The sequence below is a fragment of the Bacillus sp. PK3-067 genome (genome assembly GCF_056738645.1).
In genome coordinates, this window is sequence record NZ_CP096490.1 from 954,987 (window position 1) to 975,923 (window position 20,937).

Annotated in this window: 24 protein-coding genes and 1 pseudogene; 17 read left to right on the top strand and 8 right to left on the bottom strand. The window is 34.6% G+C overall.

What is annotated here, in order from left to right:
- Nucleotides 1-20 precede the first annotated feature (20 nt).
- Both M1D73_RS04945 and M1D73_RS04950 read left to right on the top strand, forming a co-directional pair.
- On the top strand, nt 21-1,496 hold the full coding sequence (locus M1D73_RS04945) for an MDR family MFS transporter (protein WP_001057532.1): 1,476 nt from the start codon (nt 21-23) through the stop codon (nt 1,494-1,496).
- 350 nt (nt 1,497-1,846) lie between these two features.
- Nucleotides 1,847-2,407: a PRK06770 family protein gene (locus M1D73_RS04950; RefSeq protein ID WP_000358707.1), complete on the top strand. Its 561-nt coding sequence runs from the start codon at nt 1,847-1,849 to the stop codon at nt 2,405-2,407.
- Between the two features lie 91 nt (nt 2,408-2,498).
- Here the strand turns inward: M1D73_RS04950 and M1D73_RS04955 are convergent, their stop codons facing one another.
- Nucleotides 2,499-2,633, bottom strand: coding sequence for a hypothetical protein (locus M1D73_RS04955; protein WP_001198456.1), 135 nt, complete (start codon nt 2,631-2,633; stop codon nt 2,499-2,501).
- A 214-nt stretch (nt 2,634-2,847) separates the two neighbouring features.
- Between M1D73_RS04955 and M1D73_RS04960 the strand changes: the two genes are divergently transcribed.
- The 6 genes and pseudogenes from M1D73_RS04960 (at nt 2,848) to M1D73_RS04985 (ending at nt 6,270) form a co-directional block, all read left to right on the top strand.
- A complete protein-coding gene (locus M1D73_RS04960) occupies nt 2,848-2,955 on the top strand; it encodes a YjcZ family sporulation protein (protein WP_000540375.1) in 108 nt (35 codons plus the stop codon).
- 132 nt (nt 2,956-3,087) lie between these two features.
- The gene (locus M1D73_RS04965; protein ID WP_208755789.1) at nt 3,088-3,633 is read left to right on the top strand and encodes a GNAT family N-acetyltransferase; all 546 of its coding nucleotides are present in this window, start codon (nt 3,088-3,090) and stop codon (nt 3,631-3,633) included.
- Between the two features lie 607 nt (nt 3,634-4,240).
- Nucleotides 4,241-4,828, top strand: coding sequence for an excalibur calcium-binding domain-containing protein (locus M1D73_RS04970; RefSeq protein ID WP_000734536.1), 588 nt, complete (start codon nt 4,241-4,243; stop codon nt 4,826-4,828).
- Between the two features lie 56 nt (nt 4,829-4,884).
- Nucleotides 4,885-5,547, top strand: coding sequence for a class D sortase (locus M1D73_RS04975; protein ID WP_001036110.1), 663 nt, complete (start codon nt 4,885-4,887; stop codon nt 5,545-5,547).
- 188 nt (nt 5,548-5,735) lie between these two features.
- Nucleotides 5,736-5,858: pseudogene (locus M1D73_RS04980) on the top strand (GNAT family N-acetyltransferase); the annotation flags it as partial.
- Nucleotides 5,859-5,883: 25 nt separating this feature from the next.
- On the top strand, nt 5,884-6,270 hold the full coding sequence (locus M1D73_RS04985) for a hypothetical protein (protein ID WP_000631591.1): 387 nt from the start codon (nt 5,884-5,886) through the stop codon (nt 6,268-6,270).
- A gap of 79 nt (nt 6,271-6,349) precedes the next feature.
- On the opposite strand, the gene M1D73_RS04990 is transcribed toward M1D73_RS04985, so the two are convergent.
- Both M1D73_RS04990 and M1D73_RS04995 read right to left on the bottom strand, forming a co-directional pair.
- A complete protein-coding gene (locus M1D73_RS04990; protein WP_001035275.1) occupies nt 6,350-7,732 on the bottom strand; it encodes an alpha/beta hydrolase in 1,383 nt (460 codons plus the stop codon).
- Nucleotides 7,733-8,540: 808 nt separating this feature from the next.
- On the bottom strand, nt 8,541-8,666 hold the full coding sequence (locus tag M1D73_RS04995; protein WP_000540377.1) for a YjcZ family sporulation protein: 126 nt from the start codon (nt 8,664-8,666) through the stop codon (nt 8,541-8,543).
- Between the two features lie 197 nt (nt 8,667-8,863).
- On the opposite strand from M1D73_RS04995, the gene M1D73_RS05000 reads away from it, so the two are divergent.
- Nucleotides 8,864-9,124 (top strand): hypothetical protein, encoded by a 261-nt coding sequence (locus M1D73_RS05000; RefSeq protein ID WP_000013698.1) that lies wholly within the window; start codon nt 8,864-8,866, stop codon nt 9,122-9,124.
- Nucleotides 9,125-9,393: 269 nt separating this feature from the next.
- Here M1D73_RS05000 and M1D73_RS05005 read toward each other — a convergent pair whose 3' ends face one another.
- Complete coding sequence (locus tag M1D73_RS05005; protein WP_000889696.1) at nt 9,394-10,800, bottom strand: alpha/beta hydrolase family protein; 1,407 nt, start codon at nt 10,798-10,800, stop codon at nt 9,394-9,396.
- Nucleotides 10,801-11,227: 427 nt separating this feature from the next.
- Between M1D73_RS05005 and M1D73_RS05010 the strand changes: the two genes are divergently transcribed.
- Together M1D73_RS05010 and M1D73_RS05015 are read left to right on the top strand one after the other, a co-directional pair.
- Entirely contained in the window at nt 11,228-11,812 is a 585-nt protein-coding gene (locus tag M1D73_RS05010) for a CGNR zinc finger domain-containing protein (RefSeq protein WP_001158435.1), read from the top strand.
- Between the two features lie 117 nt (nt 11,813-11,929).
- Complete coding sequence (locus M1D73_RS05015) at nt 11,930-12,484, top strand: HPP family protein (protein ID WP_001059994.1); 555 nt, start codon at nt 11,930-11,932, stop codon at nt 12,482-12,484.
- Between the two features lie 178 nt (nt 12,485-12,662).
- Here M1D73_RS05015 and M1D73_RS05020 read toward each other — a convergent pair whose 3' ends face one another.
- Nucleotides 12,663-12,929 carry a YmzC family protein gene (locus M1D73_RS05020; RefSeq protein ID WP_000400964.1) on the bottom strand — a complete coding sequence of 89 codons (267 nt, stop codon included), beginning with the start codon at nt 12,927-12,929 and terminating at the stop codon, nt 12,663-12,665.
- Nucleotides 12,930-13,369: 440 nt separating this feature from the next.
- Between M1D73_RS05020 and M1D73_RS05025 the strand changes: the two genes are divergently transcribed.
- The 4 genes from M1D73_RS05025 (at nt 13,370) to M1D73_RS05040 (ending at nt 15,765) form a co-directional block, all read left to right on the top strand.
- Nucleotides 13,370-13,828, top strand: coding sequence for a MarR family winged helix-turn-helix transcriptional regulator (locus tag M1D73_RS05025; protein WP_000198939.1), 459 nt, complete (start codon nt 13,370-13,372; stop codon nt 13,826-13,828).
- 43 nt (nt 13,829-13,871) lie between these two features.
- On the top strand, nt 13,872-14,405 hold the full coding sequence (gene pssA / locus M1D73_RS05030; protein WP_000008336.1) for a CDP-diacylglycerol--serine O-phosphatidyltransferase: 534 nt from the start codon (nt 13,872-13,874) through the stop codon (nt 14,403-14,405).
- 39 nt (nt 14,406-14,444) lie between these two features.
- A complete protein-coding gene (locus M1D73_RS05035; protein ID WP_000620612.1) occupies nt 14,445-14,816 on the top strand; it encodes an ATP synthase subunit I in 372 nt (123 codons plus the stop codon).
- Between the two features lie 313 nt (nt 14,817-15,129).
- Nucleotides 15,130-15,765, top strand: coding sequence for a VanZ family protein (locus M1D73_RS05040; RefSeq protein ID WP_000556720.1), 636 nt, complete (start codon nt 15,130-15,132; stop codon nt 15,763-15,765).
- Between the two features lie 99 nt (nt 15,766-15,864).
- Here M1D73_RS05040 and dhaQ read toward each other — a convergent pair whose 3' ends face one another.
- Nucleotides 15,865-16,863 (bottom strand): DhaKLM operon coactivator DhaQ, encoded by a 999-nt coding sequence (gene dhaQ / locus M1D73_RS05045; RefSeq protein WP_000723362.1) that lies wholly within the window; start codon nt 16,861-16,863, stop codon nt 15,865-15,867.
- Nucleotides 16,864-16,882: 19 nt separating this feature from the next.
- Nucleotides 16,883-17,449: a dihydroxyacetone kinase transcriptional activator DhaS gene (gene dhaS, locus M1D73_RS05050; RefSeq protein ID WP_000204231.1), complete on the bottom strand. Its 567-nt coding sequence runs from the start codon at nt 17,447-17,449 to the stop codon at nt 16,883-16,885.
- A gap of 178 nt (nt 17,450-17,627) precedes the next feature.
- Between dhaS and dhaK the strand changes: the two genes are divergently transcribed.
- Both dhaK and M1D73_RS05060 read left to right on the top strand, forming a co-directional pair.
- Entirely contained in the window at nt 17,628-19,379 is a 1,752-nt protein-coding gene (dhaK, locus tag M1D73_RS05055) for a dihydroxyacetone kinase subunit DhaK (RefSeq protein ID WP_000720736.1), read from the top strand.
- Between the two features lie 229 nt (nt 19,380-19,608).
- A complete protein-coding gene (locus tag M1D73_RS05060; protein ID WP_000946193.1) occupies nt 19,609-19,959 on the top strand; it encodes an SH3 domain-containing protein in 351 nt (116 codons plus the stop codon).
- A 192-nt stretch (nt 19,960-20,151) separates the two neighbouring features.
- Here the strand turns inward: M1D73_RS05060 and M1D73_RS05065 are convergent, their stop codons facing one another.
- Entirely contained in the window at nt 20,152-20,703 is a 552-nt protein-coding gene (locus M1D73_RS05065; RefSeq protein WP_001228902.1) for a DUF4352 domain-containing protein, read from the bottom strand.
- Nucleotides 20,704-20,937: the final 234 nt, after the last annotated feature.

Below are 20,937 nucleotides of genomic sequence, written 5' to 3' on the forward strand. Positions count from 1 at the left end.
AACAGGAGGAGAATCTGTAAATGAATATGACAACTAAGAGCCCCGCAAGTGGCAAAGTTGATACTTCTAATATGAAACATACCCCCATTTTAATTGCGTTACTTTTAGGGGCAATGGTTGCATTATTAAATGAAACATTACTTGGTAATGCGTTAACGGTATTAATGAAAGAATTTGACGTAACAGCTTCAACGATTCAATGGCTTTCTACAGCTTACATGTTAGTAGTTGGGGTTTTAGTCCCAATTACAGCGTTACTTCAGCAATGGCTTACAACGAGACAAATGTTTTTGATCGCTATGGTAACGTTTTTAGTCGGTACATTAATTGCGGGATTCGCACCGACATTTTCCGTTTTATTAATTGGCCGTATCGTCCAAGCTGTAGCGACGGGGTTAATTACACCGTTATTAATGAATACGATTTTAATCATTTGTCCACCTGAAAAACGTGGTGCGACAATGGGATTAATCGCACTCGTGATGATGGCAGCTCCGGCAATTGGCCCTACATTATCTGGAGTAATTGTGGATTCATTAAATTGGCGCTGGTTATTCTATATTGTTATTCCTATCGTGATCATTTCCATTATGATTGGGATGAAGTACATTCAAAATGTTTCAGAGTTAACAAGGCCAAAAGTAGATTACCCATCTATCCTTTTATCGACATTAGGATTTGGCGGATTTGTGTATAGCTTTAGTGCATCGGGTGATTTAGGATGGTCCGATGCAAAAGTGTATGGCACTTTAATTGTTGGGCTTATCTCATTATGTATTTTTGCCGTTCGACAATTGAAAATTGAGAATCCAATTTTAGAATTACGAGCATTTAAAGTTCCGATGTTTACATTATCAGTTGGATTAATTGTCATTGTGATGATGTCGTTATTTTCAACGATGACTTTATTACCGATGTTCCTGCAAACCGTTTTACTCGTTACAGCTTTTAAATCAGGAATTATCATGCTTCCGGGAAGTGTTATTAGCGCCATAATGGGACCAATCGCAGGTAAACTATTTGATAAATTTAGTCCGAAAGTTATTATCGTTCCCGGCATTGTCTTAGTAGGAATTGCAATGTTCTTATTTAAAGGCATTACTCCTGATACATCAATGGTACAAATTATTATCATGCATAGCGTATTAATGGTTGGACTCATGTTTGTCATGACAGCACAAACATACGGTTTAAATCAATTAACACCAGATTTATATCCGCACGGAACAGCACTATTTAGTACGTTGCAACAAGTAGCTGGTGCAATTGGTACAGCTATCTTTATTTCGAAAATGTCTTCAGGAACAACTAAGTATATGGAAAGCTCCGCAAATCCACTGGATCCGTTAGAGAAGTTAAACGGTTTAACTTCAGGATTCCAGGGTGCATTTGCACTTGGGTTAGTCTTTATCATTGTTGCATTTATCGTATCGTTATTCTTAAAAGAAGAGAAAGAAGGAGTAAAGGAAGCGAGAGTTTTACAGAACGAACATTAAGGTTTATATAAAAAAGACATCTTTCCCTAGAAAAGATGTCTTTTTTATATTTTTTTCGTAACACTTGTTTTGGGTGTCTTCATACATAAGAATTGGTATGTACAATAATTATCCTTTTTGAGAATAAGGATGCAAAGCCGTACTAATAACTAATAGTTCACCAGATGATTTAGTGACATCGTATATAAATCCTGTTATGAGAATAGGTATAGCAATGATTATAAATTTATTATATTTTAATTAAAAGATTTATACGTTTTTTATAGTAAAAATTAGAGCCTCTTCAATAAAAAGGAATTAAATATTGTATTCTTAGTTAATATATTTAAACGAAGACAGGGGAAATGAAGATGGACAAGAAGCTAACGTATTGGCTAGCATCTATTATAGGGGGAGTAGTACTTGCAACTGGTATGACTTATGGAATGTTACAGTTTGCTGAAGTCCCGCTTGGGAGTGAGGACCATGTTTTTGCAGAGGTTAATAAAGAAGACACACTATCGAATGAAGCAGAAGTGAAAGGCTCAAATGCACAACTTCACATTACAGTAACTTCTACTGAAGAAGAAGTTATTTCAGCTATGCATAGTATGACTCATCAAAAAGTAAAAGCGTGTGAAGGAAAGGGAGCGATTCCTATGTCCAAAAAGAATGCAGAGAAAGTAAGAAACATTCTAAACGGAAACAATTTCAAGAATAAAGAAGAGCTATTAGCAATTACTGAAAGATGGGCAAATAGAGATTTTAGTAAAATTTTAGAAGAACATAACTATTTTATTAAACTTCAAGGTGGCAAGATAGGTGAAGCTACAGTAATGGATAAGATAGACGAGAAAGTATTCTGTTTCAATACTTTCGGTGATGATGTAACGGCCGCATTAGTTAAATCAGGAGATCTTCAGCCACGTTAAAGTGTCTTTCTCAATTATAAGAAAAGCCTCAAGTATTCATATACTTGAGGCTTTTCCAATGGAAAGATAGGAATGATCCGAATTCCTTACATTAAGAACAAAGTGGAATTACTCCTAAACCAATTAATAAAGCTGCAGCAACTGCTGGAATTGGTACAGGAATTTGAATACCTTCTACAAATAAGAAATACTGACCACTTACTATTTTAAAACAAACTACTTGCATGGCTATTCCTCCCTTCTTTTAGAATTAATACATTATATTAATTAATCTATTTATTGATATAGTTAAATTATTCATTTTTAAAAATATAGTTAATATGTGAATAGTTTTCGAAAGGACCTGCTCAATCAATGCGGAAAAACATAAGATGAAACGAATCCATTAAAATACATGAGTGAACCTTAGTTTTCCCCTCTTATCTAAAGGAGGAACTATTATGGGTTATGGTGGTAGTTGTGGCGGTTGTGGCTTCTCGGGAGGCTTTGCTTTATTAGTTGTGTTATTCATTTTATTAATCATCGTTGGAGCTTCTTGCTTCTGCTAAAAACTATTGGAAAAGACACTCATATAGAGTGTCTTTTCTTTCGTGCAAAATGCTTCCTGATATTATCCAACTGTATATAGTATACGGTATACTTTTTCCTCATTAGACATATAAAAATGTTGGAGGGATGTTATGAAACTAGTAGGGAAGCACATTTATATTCGGCTTTATAAAACTGCTGATGCTAACGAGTTAGCTAACTTACATATTAGAAATCGCGAATTTTTTCAACGAGTTTGCCCGTTGCTCCCAGAAGTTTTTTATACAGAAGAACATCAAAAAATACGTCTTGAACAAGCTCTAAAAAAGACAGCTGAAGGGCAAGTATACCCTTTTGGAATCTTTTTAAGAGAAAATGATAAACTGATTGGAGACATTTCATTAACTCAAATTGTTAGGGGAGACCTCCAAAGCTGTTATACGGGTTTTACTTTGGATAAGGAGCATAATGCAAAGGGCTATACAACAGAGGATCTTCAACTTGTTGTAGATTTTGCTTTTAGGGAATTAGAGCTACATAGAATTGAAGCAGGAGCGATGCTTGCTAATTTAGCATCTATTCGTGTATTAGAAAAAGTGGGATTTAAAAAAGAAGGTATAGCGAAAGAAAATATAAGGATTAATGGCAAATGGACAGATCATCAAATAGTAGCTATCATCAACAGCTTGGATGTGTAAGTTTATTTTGATTCCAATAACGATAATTATGTAACTCTTCAAACTCTACCAACAGTTTTATAGGGACCTTTACAATTTTCGGATTAGAAACTAACCTTACAAGTCTTGAAATTCCACCTAACTCTACAATTACTCTATTTGAAAATTTTACAACTAACCACACTAAGACTCTTATTTGTTTTAGTTTTAGCTTTGTATTTGCTGCGTTCGTCACATTGACTAGTAGAACATTTAAATCCACAACTCCACAAACAATTAGATTAACACCAGGGAGATACAAGGACTTTCTTATTTGAGGATGTTAAATGCCACTTCAGTTAACGCCTCATCAAGGCCATTATTTATCCAACAAACAACATATATTTTTTGTGATAAACCAAATTCATATTACTGTGAGAATAGTAATTATGGTTATTAGTAGTTATTAAAGAGGGCCTTGGCTCTTTTTTATTTTCTTTCGACATAATATGACAATATATGAATTAATAGTTTGGTATTATTATCTAGAAATCTTACATTTATCTACAAATTATTATTGTATTTTTAATTTTTTAAATGTAAAATATTTCAATGTTAATACATACCATTTAGGGGGATAAAGAAATTTATGAAAAAATTATTAGCTTCAGCAACAGCGGTAACACTATTAACAGTGGGGTACAGTTCTTCTGCATTTGCAGCTAAGAGTCCTAATGATACAAAAAACTGTGGCCATTTTAAAAGTCAACAAGATGCTCAAGCATTCTGGGATCAAAATGGATATGGTGTTGGAAATGATCCGCACCGTTTAGATAATGATAAAGACGGCATTCCATGTGAAGATTATAAATATCCAAAGAGCACAAATACTACAACAGAAAATAAAGAAACTACTAAACCTCAAGAACAACCTAAACAAGAAAATACTAAACAGGAAAACACTAAACAAGAACCTGTTAAACAAGAAAACACTAAGCAAGAGAATTCAAAACAAAACAACCAAACAACAAATAATAAACAAGAACAAACTAAGCCTCAAACAACTGCAAAAGAAACAAAGAAAAATACTAATACAGTTGTGAAAAAAGAAACAAAAAAACAAGGTGAAAAATTACCTAATACAGCATCAAACGGTGTTACAATGATGCTAGCAAGCTTAGGATTAGCATTAGCTGGATCTGTATTAATGTTCCGTCGTAAAAAGACAAACGCATAAAATAGTTCCTTAAAACGGCAGGAGAAATCCTGTCGTTTTCAAATGGAGTGATAAAAGTGAATAAAAAACAATGGATAGGCTTATGTTTAACTGTTATTGGACTTACTATCTTTTCCTATTATTTTCTGGAATGGTATAGTGCTAGACAATCAGCAGAGTCGTTAACAACTAGCGAGGCTAAACAATATGAGATCTCCACACCTTCTAAAGAAAATGAAACGCAAAACATCAATCAAACAGAGACAGAGATAAAGACTGACACTTCATTACAAGAAGAACCTGTACAAATTCCTGCTTCAAAGGTAAACCATCAGTTAGGAGATAAAGTAGCATATTTAATTATCCCTAAAATACAAAAGAAATACTCTATATATTGGGGAGCTGATGATAAAGTACTAAAAAAGGGTGTAGGTATGTTTGTTAGTGACTTAACTACTACACCATCTGGAAATGGTCATACAGTTTTAAGTGGACATAGAGATACTGTTTTTACCGAGCTTGGTCAATTAAAGGAAAATGACCAACTTATCGTGGAATATGAAAATAAAACATATACATATGAAATTAACAAGCATTGGATAACAGATTCAGAAGATCGAACAGTTATTGTAGAAAAAAGTGAGCCGACATTAACATTAACAACTTGTTATCCTTTTGACTATATAGGAGACGCTCCAGATCGGTACATAATTGAAGCATCTCTACTTTCTATTCATTGATGAGGATGGAAAGTCCAATACACATTAGTAAAATTAAAGTGGTTATCGAGTCGGAGAAAGGCACCTTAGAGTGTCTTTTTTTATATAATTTAGTTGCCCATATGGAAAGTTTGTTATAGTTTTTTGTTTAGCGTGATTTTTTTCGAAATGCTGGCGGCACCCCATCGCTATCAACCTAACAGAACAGGTTGCTCCCAAAAGTTTTTTATACAAAATAACATCAAAAAATACGTCTTGAACAAGCGTTAAAAAAGAAAGCTGAAGGGCAAGTATACCCTTTTGGAATCTTTTTAAGAGAAAATGATAAAATGAAGATAATATTAGGGAATTATGGGGATGATTACGTTGCTTACTTTAATAAAATTTGTAGTTAGTTATGCTGCAAGTCTATTTGCTTTTATTTTTGGATGGTTCTTAATTTCATATATTTTTAATCCTAGCTTTATTCACCCAGACGTTTTACAGGGGTTCATAAAAACTATTGTCACTTATGGTAGTATACCAGCTCTTATAGCTTGTCTAATTGGGGAAGTCTTATATAGGAAAATTAAACGATGTAGAGAGTTTCAATTTGGAATTCCTTTATTTATAGGACTAGCAGTTATCTATACACTTATACCATTTCTTTTTCTTTTTACTTTTTCTTTTTCACATTTCTTTTATTTCGTAGCACCTGTTATGATGGGGTCCTTAGCTTTTTATGTAGTGCGTAGAAAAATATAATTATAATAGATATGTCTGAATCACCAGTTTCAAAAAGCCTTCACGCAATGATGATTGCATGAAGGCTTTTGATGTTTTCTTATTTTTTTGTCTCGTTAACCCATGTAATAATGTCCTGGATAACGTACTCGGGAACGTTAGCAGGGATTTCGTATTCACTAGGAAGACTTAATTCCCCGTCACCTTCCGTGAAAAAATGATTCAATTTCGGGTATTTTTTGACCTGAACATTCCTGCGGTTTGCAAGCCCTTCTTGCCATTTTGTATATTCATTTTTTACTGTTACTTGATAATCGCGTGCTCCTTGCAAAATGAGTAAAGGCTCTTTTCGTGATTTTGCCTCTTCAACTGGACGCCACCTAGAAACATCATACATAAAATGAGGTGACCCAAAATTGTAGCCAGCTGGAGGATGGTCAGGATTGAAAGTAGGGTCCTGAATAAAAGCAGCCTGTCTTTTTAGTTCATCGATTTCTTCCTTTGACGCCCCAAGGTATTCATACTGATCAATGGCAATGTCAGTCAAAGGGCGTGCAGGTGGTGCGAGTAAGATACTTCCTCGAACAAGTGAGGAAGGCGCTTTGCTCAGTATACGCGGCATTGTGCCAGCTCCTTGGCTATGTCCGAGAATGAAAATATTATTTGGATCAATGCCTTCCTGCTGCGCTGCTGACTTTGCTGCATATATGGCATCATCTGTAGTATCACGGTCTAATGTAACAGGTTCTGCACTCATCTTTAATGCATGTTCTAAGGTACGTTTTTCATAGCGCAACACTGCAATTCCGTTGGATGAAAGGCCCACCGCAAGGTCTCGTAAGATTTTTGTTCCCAAATAGGTAGCATCGCGATCATGGATGCCAGCACCATGCACAAGAACAACGACGGGTACCTTTTCACCACGCTGATGCTTCGGAACTGTTAATGTCGCTGGTAACGGATAGGTAGAATTTCCAATGACGATTTCACGTTCTTGATAGGAGTCAGGTTGATCATAGCTAGGATGTGGGATGGTATAAGATTCTTCGGGTGGCCTTTCTCCAATTTCATCTACTTTCCCGCCAGGTGTGAATTTAAGGAGTAGCGGTATGGTAGTTCCTTCGGTAGCTGCTGGAATTTCTACCGTCTGATGGACCAAGTTTCGTTCTTTTATCACGGGGGTTCCCATGCTTTTTATCCCGCTCCAGCCACTTTGTGTCCACCAGTTTTGTAATGTGGTTGCTGTAAACTTGGATTGAAAAGCAGTAGACGTCAACTGTAGTGCCTCTGCATACTTACCTTGCTGGAGATATTCAAAAAATAATGATGTACGCTCCGTTAAAGAGACTAGTTTCTTTTCAGCAGATTGTTCTTCGCGTGTATCTGCGTGAATAGTTGTTGTAAGCGGGAAAGATGAAACGCCTAAAGAAAAGAGTAGGGGAAAGGTAAGTACTGATCTTTGTATTTTCTTTTTTTTATTCATGTTTTAACCTCCAATACGTGATGGTACAAAACAGGTATGGTAATTAGAATTCTGGTGCGAAAACTTCAAAATATTTGCAAGCAATCTCCAAAACTTGGACATACTCATATTATTATTCTAAAAAACGTAGCTTTCTTCTCTTGTCACATGCATATTAATCCCAGAAATAATCTTTCTTCCTTCACTTTATATTTTGATTATACGAAACAAAGCTCTCGTTTTTCTTACTTGATACTTACAAATTCCTTAAGTAAAGGATATTTTAAAATCTTAGCTTGATGAATATGTAGCGGTACTCCTATGTTAAGAGATAGCTTAAGGACCGAGGATTATATTGTTTTTATAAAGGGTTGATGTTATGTTTGTTTTGTAACATATGGTGTTTTATGCATGTAGGAGGATTTATTGAAGAAATTATTAATATTGTTTTTATTAGCTACATTTTGTCTACAGATTACAGGATGTTCTAATAATATGGGTACACTAAGGGAGAAGTCTAAAACTTCAACAACTGTGAAGTCTAAACGCATCAATAAAGGGTGGTACAAACATATGTAATAGTTTGTATCACCCTTTGTTGATGATAGAAGTCATAAAGAAAAGACACCCTAAGGTGCCTTCCTTCGACTTGAACCATCTTAATTTTAATAATATATTGGACTCCCATCCAACTATTATTTTACCATGTTAAATTGTTTTATTCATTGAGAAATATGCTTTAAATCTATATTTTTAAAAAATATATAGATTTGAACAATATGTATACGAGCCACATATCAAAAAAAGACACTCTCAAGAGTGCCTCTCCTTAGCAGCCGAATCCGCCGCCCCAACAGCTAGCGCCAACGATGATTAATAAGATGAAGAGCACAACAAGTAAGGCAAATCCGCCGCCGAAACCACAGCCTCCACCACAACTACCTCCATAGCCCATATTAACTCCTCCTTCCATAAAGACCATTTATTAATGGATTTAATTTAATTTATGTTTTTAAGGGTGAATGGAGCAGGTCCTTAAAAAAATAAAAGGATTTTGGAAGTTAAAAAGAGTTGACGATCTTATTTTTGTCACCGGAATTTTGTCTTCTACATATTGTATTTTATTCTGTGTATTGGGGGAAGGAGGATCTTATGGCTAATTCTGAGATGATTTTACGTTTACTTACGGATTTAAAGATTGAACAACAATTGTTGAAAGAACAGTTAGAGAAAATGCAAACAACTGTGACTATTCTTGAAGAAAAATCAGTGACGCTTAAAGAAAAACCAGCGACTCTTAAAGAAAAAACAATGACTCCTGAAGAAAAACCATCTGTTACAAAGCAAAGAGCTTTTTCTGGACGCCCAACATCTTTTCGTGATTGGAGAGCAGCTGCTCAAAAAAATTCATAAAACTATAAAAAAAAGAAGACATCAATTAAGATGTCTTCTTTTGCTTGTAAAATCCAAATGAAGTTAAGAAGATATATCCATATTGCTTTAGAAATAAGAAGAAAATAACGATTGTCGACTCCTATTTTAGTTATCTATTATTTGTTTTAATTCATTTATTCGTATTATTTTTTGAGAGCCCCAGTAATGAGGCCTTTTTTATAATTGTGTTAAAGTAGAAACCCCTCAAGCATAGTGAGGGGTTACATGACTAGGGAAATGAATGGTTATTAGTGTTTAATGAGCTGAAGTTCAGGATATTGCTTCTGAATTTCTTCTAAATGATTTTCGTTTATCCCTTTTAAATTTTGATCAAAGAAGCTAGTTACTAGTTTATTAATGAGTGTATAATTTGCGGCTACATCTTCGTCTGGTTCATTAATAATAGGTGAAAATGCTGCTAAATCTGTAAAACTGGTATGGTTTGTTTTTGGAATTACCACTGTGTACACGCCCGGTTTTTCAATCGTTTTATTTCTTAAATAGGATATTTCCAATAATTCATTTTGGATTCCGGTTGTCTTTTGATTCTCCGCTTCTTTCATATAATGAATCGTCGCCTCAGCATTCATCAACATGAATGGTTTCTGAGGACCGTCTTTAGGCATTGGGTCGCCAAACAATCCGCCATCCATATCAATTGCAGCTTTAATACGCGTATCCTTTACTAACATTTGTGCGGAGGTTGCTCCGCCAAAAGAGTGACCGAACATTCCAATTTTGTCATAGTTAATTAAGTCTGCAATAGTTTTAAAACTTTTATCGAAATTACCTTTTATTACTTCGTTTAAAACAAAAGTAGTATCTTGTTCCCATTTTTGAACTATGGTATTTAAGGCCGTAGGTGTATTTTCAATTGGTATAGAGTCTACACGGTTTCCGTTAGGGAAAATCGTTGTTGCTGCATATCCTGTGAAATTAAGAGCGATTACTACATAGCCTTGACTAGCTAATTCCTCTAACTGGAATGTATTTTGTTGACCATATAATCCCATCCCATGGCCGAATAAAAGGAGGGGGAATTTTTCTTTAGCTTGAAGTGGCTTAGCATTTTGATAAGAATGTGTTTTTGTCAGCCCTAAATGTGTCGTTACGATATACGGAGCACCGTTTGTTACTGCCAATTGTTCGGCCAGTTCGTTTATGTTCTCAAAATAGACAGAAGGATTCCCTGATCCTTTTGCGGCAGGATAGTATACTTGTATCATTAACTCACGATTTCCATGATTATTTGGTACAGTTGTTTCTTTTCGATTTGTATCAATTAAATGAAAAGCTTTCGTGCCTACTGTATATTTTCCAGTAGGCTCTGGGAGTGTTATGATCGGAAAAAGTAAAGGTAATGTAAACATTGCGATAGCAGTTACGATAATTCCTAAACCTTTTAAAACTTTCATCACTAACTTTTTAGAAACGGCTGTAGTTTTTGGTTTCAAAAAAACTTGTAATGTTAAAACGAACAATAAGAAATAGGCGGGAATCATACGCCAGTTTGCACCAATTACAATGATGGTGACAAATAATAATGCATAATTTATTAGTAAAATGACTCCATTTTTTTTCGTCAAACCCCGTTTGATAAAGATGGGAATGATACTAGATAAAAGTAATACAGCAACAAAAATGATTTCTAACATTTTTAGCTCCTTTCCTAATCAACATAAATATAGATTGATAATTTAAAACCTTCTCAATTATATAACTATCTTTGATAATTGTATGCATGTAAGTAAGTTTAGAATGTTTTTATATGACATTTAAAAAAGTACTCATACGAGTACTTTTTCTTAAATGAATTATTATTTATTTTTAAACCGTTCCCCATAAATGATAAACCATACCGATAACAAAAAATGCTAGTCCTACAAATAAAACAATTAAAGCAAGTATTCCATTTTTATTATGTTCCATAAAATTAGCTCCTTTTTCATTTACTTACATACAAAAAGCCTTTAGTCGTAATTATGGCTAAAGGCCTTAATCTTCATACTTTTTAGTTTATAAAAAAGTTGCACTGCTGTATTAATTTGGAATATGATTATTTAAAGAGAAGGTGATGAGTACATGCAGGAAACAAAACAATTCCCGCTTATATCGGGAAATCTCTCATTAGATTTAGTAAATACAGAGTTAGTTAGGCGTGGACAACGTTATGATTTATTAATAACAGATGAAGATGTATTAGAATGGCTACATGTAATAAAGGTTAATCTTCCTTTTTGGAATGAAAAAACACTTATAGGAATTCAGAAGCGAATGGATCAAGTTACATCTAGCATATTAGAGGTAAGAGAAGTATTGAGAAAACAGTTTGAGGCAATTGCTGATCAGCAAGAAATTTCTAATGATTTTATTACGTATTTAGAAAAACAAATTGAGAAGGCACCATTTACATATAAAATCATTGAACAGCAGCTAGTATCTATCCCAGTTGGAGAAATCGAGGATGTACTCGCATCGTTAATTGCATTTGACGCTTTAACGTTAATAGCAGAAAATAAGCTTATTTCCCTTAAAAGGTGTTCAAATCCTGACTGTGTTTTATTATTTATAGATAAGAGTGGAAAACGAAAATGGTGTTCTATGAAAATATGTGGGAACCGGAAAAAGGTAGCAAAATTTCAGGATCGAAAATTTGAGGAAGTTTAGAGAATCAACTTATAATAGTTGATTCTTTTTTTGTATTCTCCAACTAACCTATAAAAATGATATTTACAGGTTAGTTATTGCCGAGTTATAATGGTTGGTAAATAAAGGAGGAGAACGATGAATAATATAACAGCAACTAAGCAAAAAGACCCTCAACCAATAAGTGTACGATATTTTACAAAAATGAAAGGGAAAGGAAGAAGTCCATTACAAGTAAATGTAAAGGACTCTTTAACGGGACTACTAGGGGGATTTTTAACAATTCTTACCTTAACATATTTAACGAGCATAACCTCTACAGAATTATTAATGGCTCCATTTGGTGCGAGTTGTGTATTAGCGTTTGGAGTTTGGAATGCGCCATTATCTCAGCCGCGTAATATTATTGGAGGACATTTGATTTCAACTTTCATTGGTCTATCAATATATCATTTGTTTGGGAATGAATATTGGACAATTGCTTTAGCGGTGGGGATGGCAATAGCCGTTATGATGTTAACGAGAACGACGCACCCTCCGGCAGGCGCCGATCCGATTATCGTAATTTTAGGGGCAAATAGTTGGAGTTATTTAGTAACACCAGTTTTAATTGGCTCCGTTGTTATTGTAGTTATTGCTTTATTCATTAATAATATGAGTAGTAAAAGAAGTTATCCAACTTTTTGGATGTAGTTTGTGAAGTGAAAAATAATTTAAGTGAGTATTCTATTCTTACTATGTTTTATTTTTTATATAGTAAAAGCCTTAGTCGTAATTGCAGCTAATGACTTGGGGCCTCATACTTTGTAGTTCATAAAGAAAAGACACTTTAAAGTGTCTTCTACAGATTTGAATTATTTAATTCATGTAATTAATATTCGTTAGCATAAAAATCTTTTATTAATTTTATTTCATTTGTATCTGGATTAAACTTAAATATTTTAATTTGATTCGATTCGTCTTTGTATGCAAATGTATTCTCACCAACTTGGGTCATATTGCTGGTGTTTAAGATAGGATCGCTACCGTGATCAGTAATTTCCACAGTTTTCTCGCGATCCCAGAATGCAATGACAATAATCAAAATGATAAGACATACCCGTATAAAACGTAATTCTCTTGCAACAGGATGTTCCATCTGTTTGTCTCCTTTACTGTTTGATAGGGTCTGTTTATAAAAGAGATGATTCCTAGGAATATAAATAAAAAAGACACCGTAAAGTGTCTTTTTTATTTTAGTTATGCGCATTACTTAATAAGACGCTAGTTCCTCAGTCTGGCTATGAGTAACCATGTAGGGTAATTCCATTATAACATTTTAACCAGTAATGGGTCTATATGGAATTTAATTGATTTTCTTTTTGATTATTCAGAACGATTAATCGGGTATTTGGATGAAGGAAGCGGTGAGGAAGAAGGGACTTAACTTGTTTTAGAAGAGTGTCTTCTTTTTTGTATCATTGTGAGTAAAGTGTAGAGTTATATTTCCCTTTACACGAACATAACGGTATAATATAGTTAAGTTAAGTAAACTTAACTATTAAACAAAACGAAATAAAAGCATGGAGGAATAACGCTATGACTAGAACGTATAAAGAAGTAATTAATGAAATGAACCGAGCTTATAATGAATTCTACATTTTACTATTCCAGGAGTTAAAAGATGAGTTCGGTCTTACAGGACAGCAAGAGAGCATGCTATTTCATATTAATTTAAATGAAAACACGACAGCAAATCACATTGCGACTACTTTTAATATATCAAAAAGTGCCGTTAGCCAAGTTTTATCTAAATTGGAGAAACAGAAGATGATTTCAAAACAAGTAAACCCTAATAATAAACGGGAGTATTTTCTTACACTTGGTCCAAACGGTAGTAAGTATATAGAGCGGTTGTCGGAGTTAGATGATGTATTAATTGAGAAATATTTTTCTAAAATCGATATAAACGCCCTAGAGCAAATGACAGATACGTTAACGAAAATAAATAAAGTCATATTGGAAGAAAAACAGAAAGATCTTGATTGTAATGAGTAAGAACGTAGATGAAGCAATTAGTAGAAAGGAGGAGAAGTGTATTATGAGTTTCATACCAAATATGATTACGATAGCAAATTTTGTATGTGGGCTTTTAGCTATTTACGCTGTTTTCGTTCACGATATTTATTTGGGAGCAGTTTTTATTATTACAGGTATGTTGTTTGACTTTTTAGATGGTATGGTCGCTCGGAAACTTGATTCTGTTTCGGAAATTGGTGGAGAGTTAGACTCATTTGCGGATTTAGTTACTTTTGGTGTGGCACCGTCTATTCTTGCATATAGTGCCTCGTTAAAAGATTTGCAGTCTATCGGGATGATATGCGCGCTTGCTTACAGTATTTGCGGCATGCTTCGGCTTGCAAGATTTAACACACAGCAAAGCAAACTCCCGACCTTTATCGGCATGCCAATCCCATTCGCGGCAATGTGTCTCCTCATTTTATGTTTTTTTAAGAATCCAGTTTCCGTGGCGTTTGGTACATGCGTACTCGCTTATTTAATGGTAAGCAAAATCAAATTCCCTCATTTTAAAAAAGATATAGCTGAAAGCTTGAAGCCTGGAAGATTGGATTGATGATACGGGATTACAATGAGAAAGATAAAGGAGTATAACATGATTCGTATGGCATTAAGATCATTCAACATACAAATGTATTGTTTGCTAGGCGTAATGTTATTGGGATGGCTTGTGACACCTTTTTCAGCCCAGTTCGTAGGGATAAGCATTGGCCTTTTGGTGAGTATGTACTGCGCCTGGATTTTAGGAAGGCGTATTGAAAAGTTCGGAGATAGCATTGTAAAAAAAGAAAAAACACCGATGCTTGGAATGATAAATCGGTTCGCAGCCGCAATACTCGGCGCGATTATTATGTATGAAATTGAACACCATGAATTCATGTGGACATTCGCTGCTGGAATTATGGGTGGGTATTTCTTGGTTATTATTAATTTGGGGTATTACAGTATGAGGGATGAGAAGGGATAAAGTGAAACCTAAGTTTCAGCATACTGTTGCCTAACAACGAATAGCGGATTAGTAATTAGAGTAATAATAAAATCTAACATAAAATTTAAGGAAAATTTTATATTTCCCCCACTTTTTATTTTAAAAGTTTTTCCTATCCTATAAACAAGTTACATCAAGGAGGAGACTGAAAATGAATAAGTGGGGATTTTTTTATTTTTAATATATTCCCTATATTCGAAGACAAAGTAAAAGATTAAATATATGAACAAAGTACTGGTTCTTAAACTATGTTCTAAATAATAGATGAAAATGTAAAGTTAGGGGATTCCACATGCATACAGAAGTTTTGATGAGTTATTTGTATACGTATTTTTTTACAATTATGTTTTGTATTGTATTTCAAATTGGATGTTATTTTAAAGCGAAAAACAATATATCTATTCGGCATTTTCTATGGGTGCATGTTTTTCTATTTTACCTTTCGCTTGTGTATAAGGTGACGCAAATCGCGACTGTATGGGATATAAGTAGATATGAAACGTGGATTCGTGTAAGTCAAATTAACTTGACTCTATTTGATACGGTAGGTAGTACTACGTATCTTTTGAACATCGTACTGTTTATGCCGTTCGGTTTTTTATTACCGATGATTTGGCCGTATTTTAGAAAAATAAAAAACACGGTATGTGCAGGATTCTTTTTTTCATTGGCAATTGAGTTAAATCAATTGTTAAATAATAGAATTACAGATATTGATGATTTATTTACGAACACCCTCGGGGCGATTATTGGGTATTTATTATATAGAGCTTTAAAAATGATATTTAAAAGAGAGGGGGAAAAGCTTGATACCAGCTCTTCTCTAGTTATAAAATACGAGGCTATTTTTTGTTTAGTATGTTCATTTGTAGGAGCGATGTTAATTTATCATCCAGCTTTATTTGGAAGACCTGTCATCATTCAGTGAGGCAATTACGAATTTCTTTTGAATGCTCGAGTGATATTTCAATTTGCAAAAAGCCTTTAACTTGTTATAGTTAAAGGCTTTTATCATCATAATTTTTACTTACCAATTACCCACTCTAACATCCGCCTTCAACCACTTCACCCAATCCAAATCCTCTACCTTAAGCAAACTAAGCGAAACACCCTTCATATCTAAAGAAGTTAACAGTGTACCAACCTTTACGAATGTCACTTGCAATCCTTCAAGTTCATACAAACGGCGAATGTCGTTTGCGAAAATGTATTGTTCCATTAATGGAGTTGCGCCGAGTCCATTAATGAGGATAGCGAAGTTGTCTCCTTTTCTCCAGCGATAAATGCTTTTTAGTTTGTTCATTAGTTCGATCGCTAATATTTCAGAAGAGGATAGTGCTTCTTTACGGTAACCTTTTTCTCCGTGAATGCCTACGCCATAAAACACTTCATCGTCATTTAATGTGAATGAAGCTTTTCCTTTTACTGGATCGTTGACAGGGGAAAGAGCAACTCCTAATGTGTGTAAGTTTTTAGTGATAGAGTGGCCAAGTGTTGTTAGTTCTTCTAGAGAATGGCCTTCAAGAGCGGCCGCACCAAGTATTTTTTGAACGAAAACAGTACCAGCGACGCCGCGTCTTCTTTTATTAAAAGAAGCATCATCTTCAATTGAAACGTCGTCATTTACGATGATGTGGTCAATTTTTCTTCCTTCTTCTTTAGCGATCTGCTTTGCCGCAAGAAAGTTCTCAACGTCATCTTTAAAGTTTTTAATAATGAATAGTATACTTTTATCTTTTGGCATAAGGCGAGTTGCCGCCGCAATTTGTTCCACTGTAGGCGGAGTGAAGATGCTTCCGTTTACTGCCGCTGTAAGCATACCTTTTCCTACATAGCCAATATCAGCAGGTTCATGTCCGCTACCACCGCCACTTATAATAGCGACGTCTTGCTTCATTTTTTCGATATCTTTTACATAAATGATGTTATTCGTTTCATCGTAATTTACTTTGTCGTTATGTTCAAAATAAAAGCCGTGCAGCATATCTTGAACGATATTTTGTACATCATTCATAATCTTTTTCATTGCTTTTGCCACCCTTTAATTACTTTGCTGATTGCTCCAGTAATAGTAGTAATTGATTGTTTATCATATTTTTCATAAGAGAAGACATAATGGAAGGATCTACTTCGCACTTACTTTCAATCCAATCTTTTATCGTTCCAACGAAGCCGTGACTATAAAAGGAGGCAATCGTATTTTTTGTCTCATCAGAAAGGCTGAATCCACAGCTCACAGATAGTTCATCGATAATCTTCATATATAAGTTTTTCGTATGCTCAAATAAATAGTGATTAAACGAGTTTTGCTCAATGACTTTAAAAGCATTTCGGTAAAATTTTTGATTTTCATAAAAGTAATCAAATAATAAATCGAAAATGTTTTCCCACGTTTCATAATCGAGAAAGTCGATAATGTTTTCCCTCGTTTCTTCTCTATAAATCCAGCTTAATAGTTCAAATTTATCTTTAAAATGATAATAAAAAGTTTGCCTACGCATTTGACAGTGTAACATAATATCGCTCACTGATATTTTATGAAACGACTCTGTTTCCATTAAATACTTCAATGAGTTCGCGATTATCTTTTTAGAAATTATAGAAGAGGTCATCTGAATCATCCCTAGAATGTTATTAATATGAAAATCCTATCTATAAATGAGAGCGGTGTCTTTAGACAGATTGTCCATTTTGTCCGTTTACTATAAAACGCTTTCATTTTAACATGGTTAGTAAGAAGAAGATTTCAAATATATCACAATATATTAAAGGAATTGAGGGAGAACTACAATGAAAAAGATTATAAACAAACCAGAAACATTAGTAATGGAAATGTGCAACGGAATGGTTATGGCTCATCCAGAGCTTGAGCTTTTGAAAAAATATAAAGTGATTAAGAAGAAAGAAATGAACGAAAATAAAGTAACGTTAATTAGTGGAGGCGGTAGTGGTCACGAGCCGGCACATGCAGGATTAGTCGGAAAAGGAATGTTAGATGCGGCAGTGTGCGGAGATGTGTTTGCGTCACCTTCACAAATTCAGGTATACCAAGCGATTAAAGAGACAGCTAGTAAAAAAGGTACGTTATTAATTATTAAAAATTATAGCGGCGATATTATGAATTTCAAAAACGGTGCGCATTTAGCGACGGAAGATGGAATTGAAGTCGACTACGTAAAGGTGGACGATGATATTGCGGTAGAAGATAGCCTGTACACAGTAGGACGCCGCGGCGTTGCGGGCGTTATTTTAGTTCATAAAATTGCCGGCGCAGCAGCGGAAGCAGGTATGGATTTAGGAGCGGTGAAAGCTGTAGCAGAAAAAGCAGCGGCTAACGTGCGCACAATCGGTTTAGCATTAACGTCTTGTACAGTTCCAGCGAGTGGATCACCTACTTTCACACTTGCGGAAGATGAAATGGAATACGGTGTAGGTATTCACGGCGAACCAGGAATTAAGCGTGAAAAAATGCTGTCAGCAGATGAACTAGCGAACCGTATGACAAATGACCTTGTAAAAGATTTAGGAGTAAAAGATGGCGAGGAAATCGCAATTCTAGTTAACGGTTTTGGCGGAACACCACTGCAAGAACTTTACTTATTTAACAACGCAGTTACGAGAGAACTAGCTGCAAGAAACATTAAAATTAATAGAGTATTCGTCGGTAACTATATGACAAGTATTGATATGGCTGGTATGTCTTTAACGGTAATGAAGTTAGATGAAGAGCTAAAAACATTACTATCAAAAGAATGTAATACACCAGCGTTTAAAGTAGACGGTCCAGTTGAAAGTGTAGAGTACGTAAATGTACTTGAAGAGACAGAAGAGAAGGAAGTTTCATTTGAACTAGAAACTGCGGAAGAGCACGCTGTTATTAAAGATAATGTTATTACATTAAACAACATGATTTATCTCGTTGATAAAATGAGCGATATTATTATTAAAAATGAAGTACCGTTCTGTGAGCTAGATACGCATGCTGGTGATGGCGACTTCGGAATGAGTGTGGCAAAAGGATTTAAGCAATTAAAACGTGAGTGGCACTCTATTGTAGAACAAGAAAACGTAACGATCGGATCATTCCTTGACGGCTGTTCGATGATTATTATGGAACATTGCGGCGGCGCATCTGGTCCAATTTGGGGCGGTGCATTCCGCGCAGCTAGTAAAGCAGCAGCCGAGAAGCGTGAGTTAACAGTGAAAGAATTCGCTGAAATGCTGCAAGCAGCATTGCAAGGCATCCAATTGATCGGTGAAAGATCATTCGGCAGAGGAGCAGTAGTTGGTGACAAAACACTTGTTGACGCACTTGCTCCATGTGTAGACTCTTGGTTAGATAGCGCCTCAAACGAAGTAGACGTAAAAACTGCCTTTGAAAAAGGAGCAGAAGCAGCGGTCAAAGGAGCAGAGTACACGAAAGAAATCGTAGCTCGCATGGGCCGCGCTGGTACAGTTGGCGAAAGAAGCTTAGGATATCCAGATGCAGGTGCACATGCACTTGGGGTTATCTTTACGGAGATTGCAGGTAGTTTGAAATAGTAATTGGAAAGTCCCTCTGCCTTAAGGTGGAGGGATTTTTATATAGTTGATATGTAGAAGACTTCTTTCGGTTCTTTCTCAGTAAAATATGAGTTTGTTACTATTTTTGATAAAATCTTATTTCAAAAATACAACTAATATTTCTCAACATTAATATATTGAAAATAGTTAGAATATTTAAGATAATTATTTGTGAAGAAGTAAATTATAAAAAAAGGGGGAATTTATTTTGTTACGTCGTTTATCTATTTGTACAGTACTAACAGCTTTTATATTTACTTTATTTACATTTAACGGCTCTGCTTTCGCGGCTACGAATGCTACTGAAAATCAAAATGTAGTAGCAGCTTGTGCAAAGGGAGGTACGGTAGGTGTATATGGTGCAAAGATGCGCAGTGGTTATACTGTCGATTCACCTGTCTTACATACATTTAATGATGGTACGAAAATTACTGGAACATGGGTAACTGGTGAATATGTTCAAGGTCATTACAGTAATTCTAAACAGTGGTTAAAAGTTACATATAAAGGGATGACAGGTTATGTATCCCATACAACATTATATAACGTTTGCTCATAAAACTATGTACCATAATAGCTTTGGATATATTGAGCTAATCTCTTCTCGAGATTAGTTCTTTTTTATCTCTTAGTTTTTAATGGGGCATTTTTTGAAAAAGACCAACGATTCATTAAATCGATGGTCTTACGTTTATATAGTATTCATTTGTATCTATATTAAATTTTTCATTGCTTTTTGCTTATTTTAGACTTAGTTTGTTTGTGATTGCAGCTTATCAATTTTCCAGTATGTTTGTAGAGGGTCTAAAGAGCTTTCAATATAAAACATATATTCATCTGCGGTACGTGGTACTTCAAAAGCTATTTTCAATTCTACCGTTTCATTTGGTTTAACTTGTATATCAGAAGGGTTTTGATCAAGCACCTTTCCTTTATAGATCTTTCCGTCTTTTTCATCTTTTAAGTTATATTTTAATTCTGATAGTCCAATCGTTTGACCTCGTACATTTTTTACAGAGACATTAACAACTACGGAATCGTTGCTAGCATTTAAATAGGCACTTTGAACAGCGGTCAAGTAATAGCCTCCCTTAACACTCTCACCAACTAATAAAATACCTTGTTCCAAGCGGCTCATATCTTCTTTTTCTTCAAAATTTATTAATTCTTCATTTTCATTTTTTGCGGTTGGTTCTTCTATTGGACCATTTTCAACGGCACTATCTGTTTTATCTTGTGTGCAAGCAGCCGTAACACTGACTAATACTAGAATGAAAGTAAGTAATATAGATAATTTTCTCATAAAATTTATCTGTCTCCTTAAGTTTCTCAATTTTGTGCAACTATACATATAAGATTAACATAATGTCTCATTATTGGCTCAAAATAGGGGGTCTTTTAGACAACTTATTCTTTTTACTTTTAATATACATTCGATTGGTTCTCGCGATATTTGTTAATCTTTTAAAACATTGGCTTAGTAATACCGAGGGTTATTATAGATATATTAATCATGTAATTTGTCCATATCAAAATG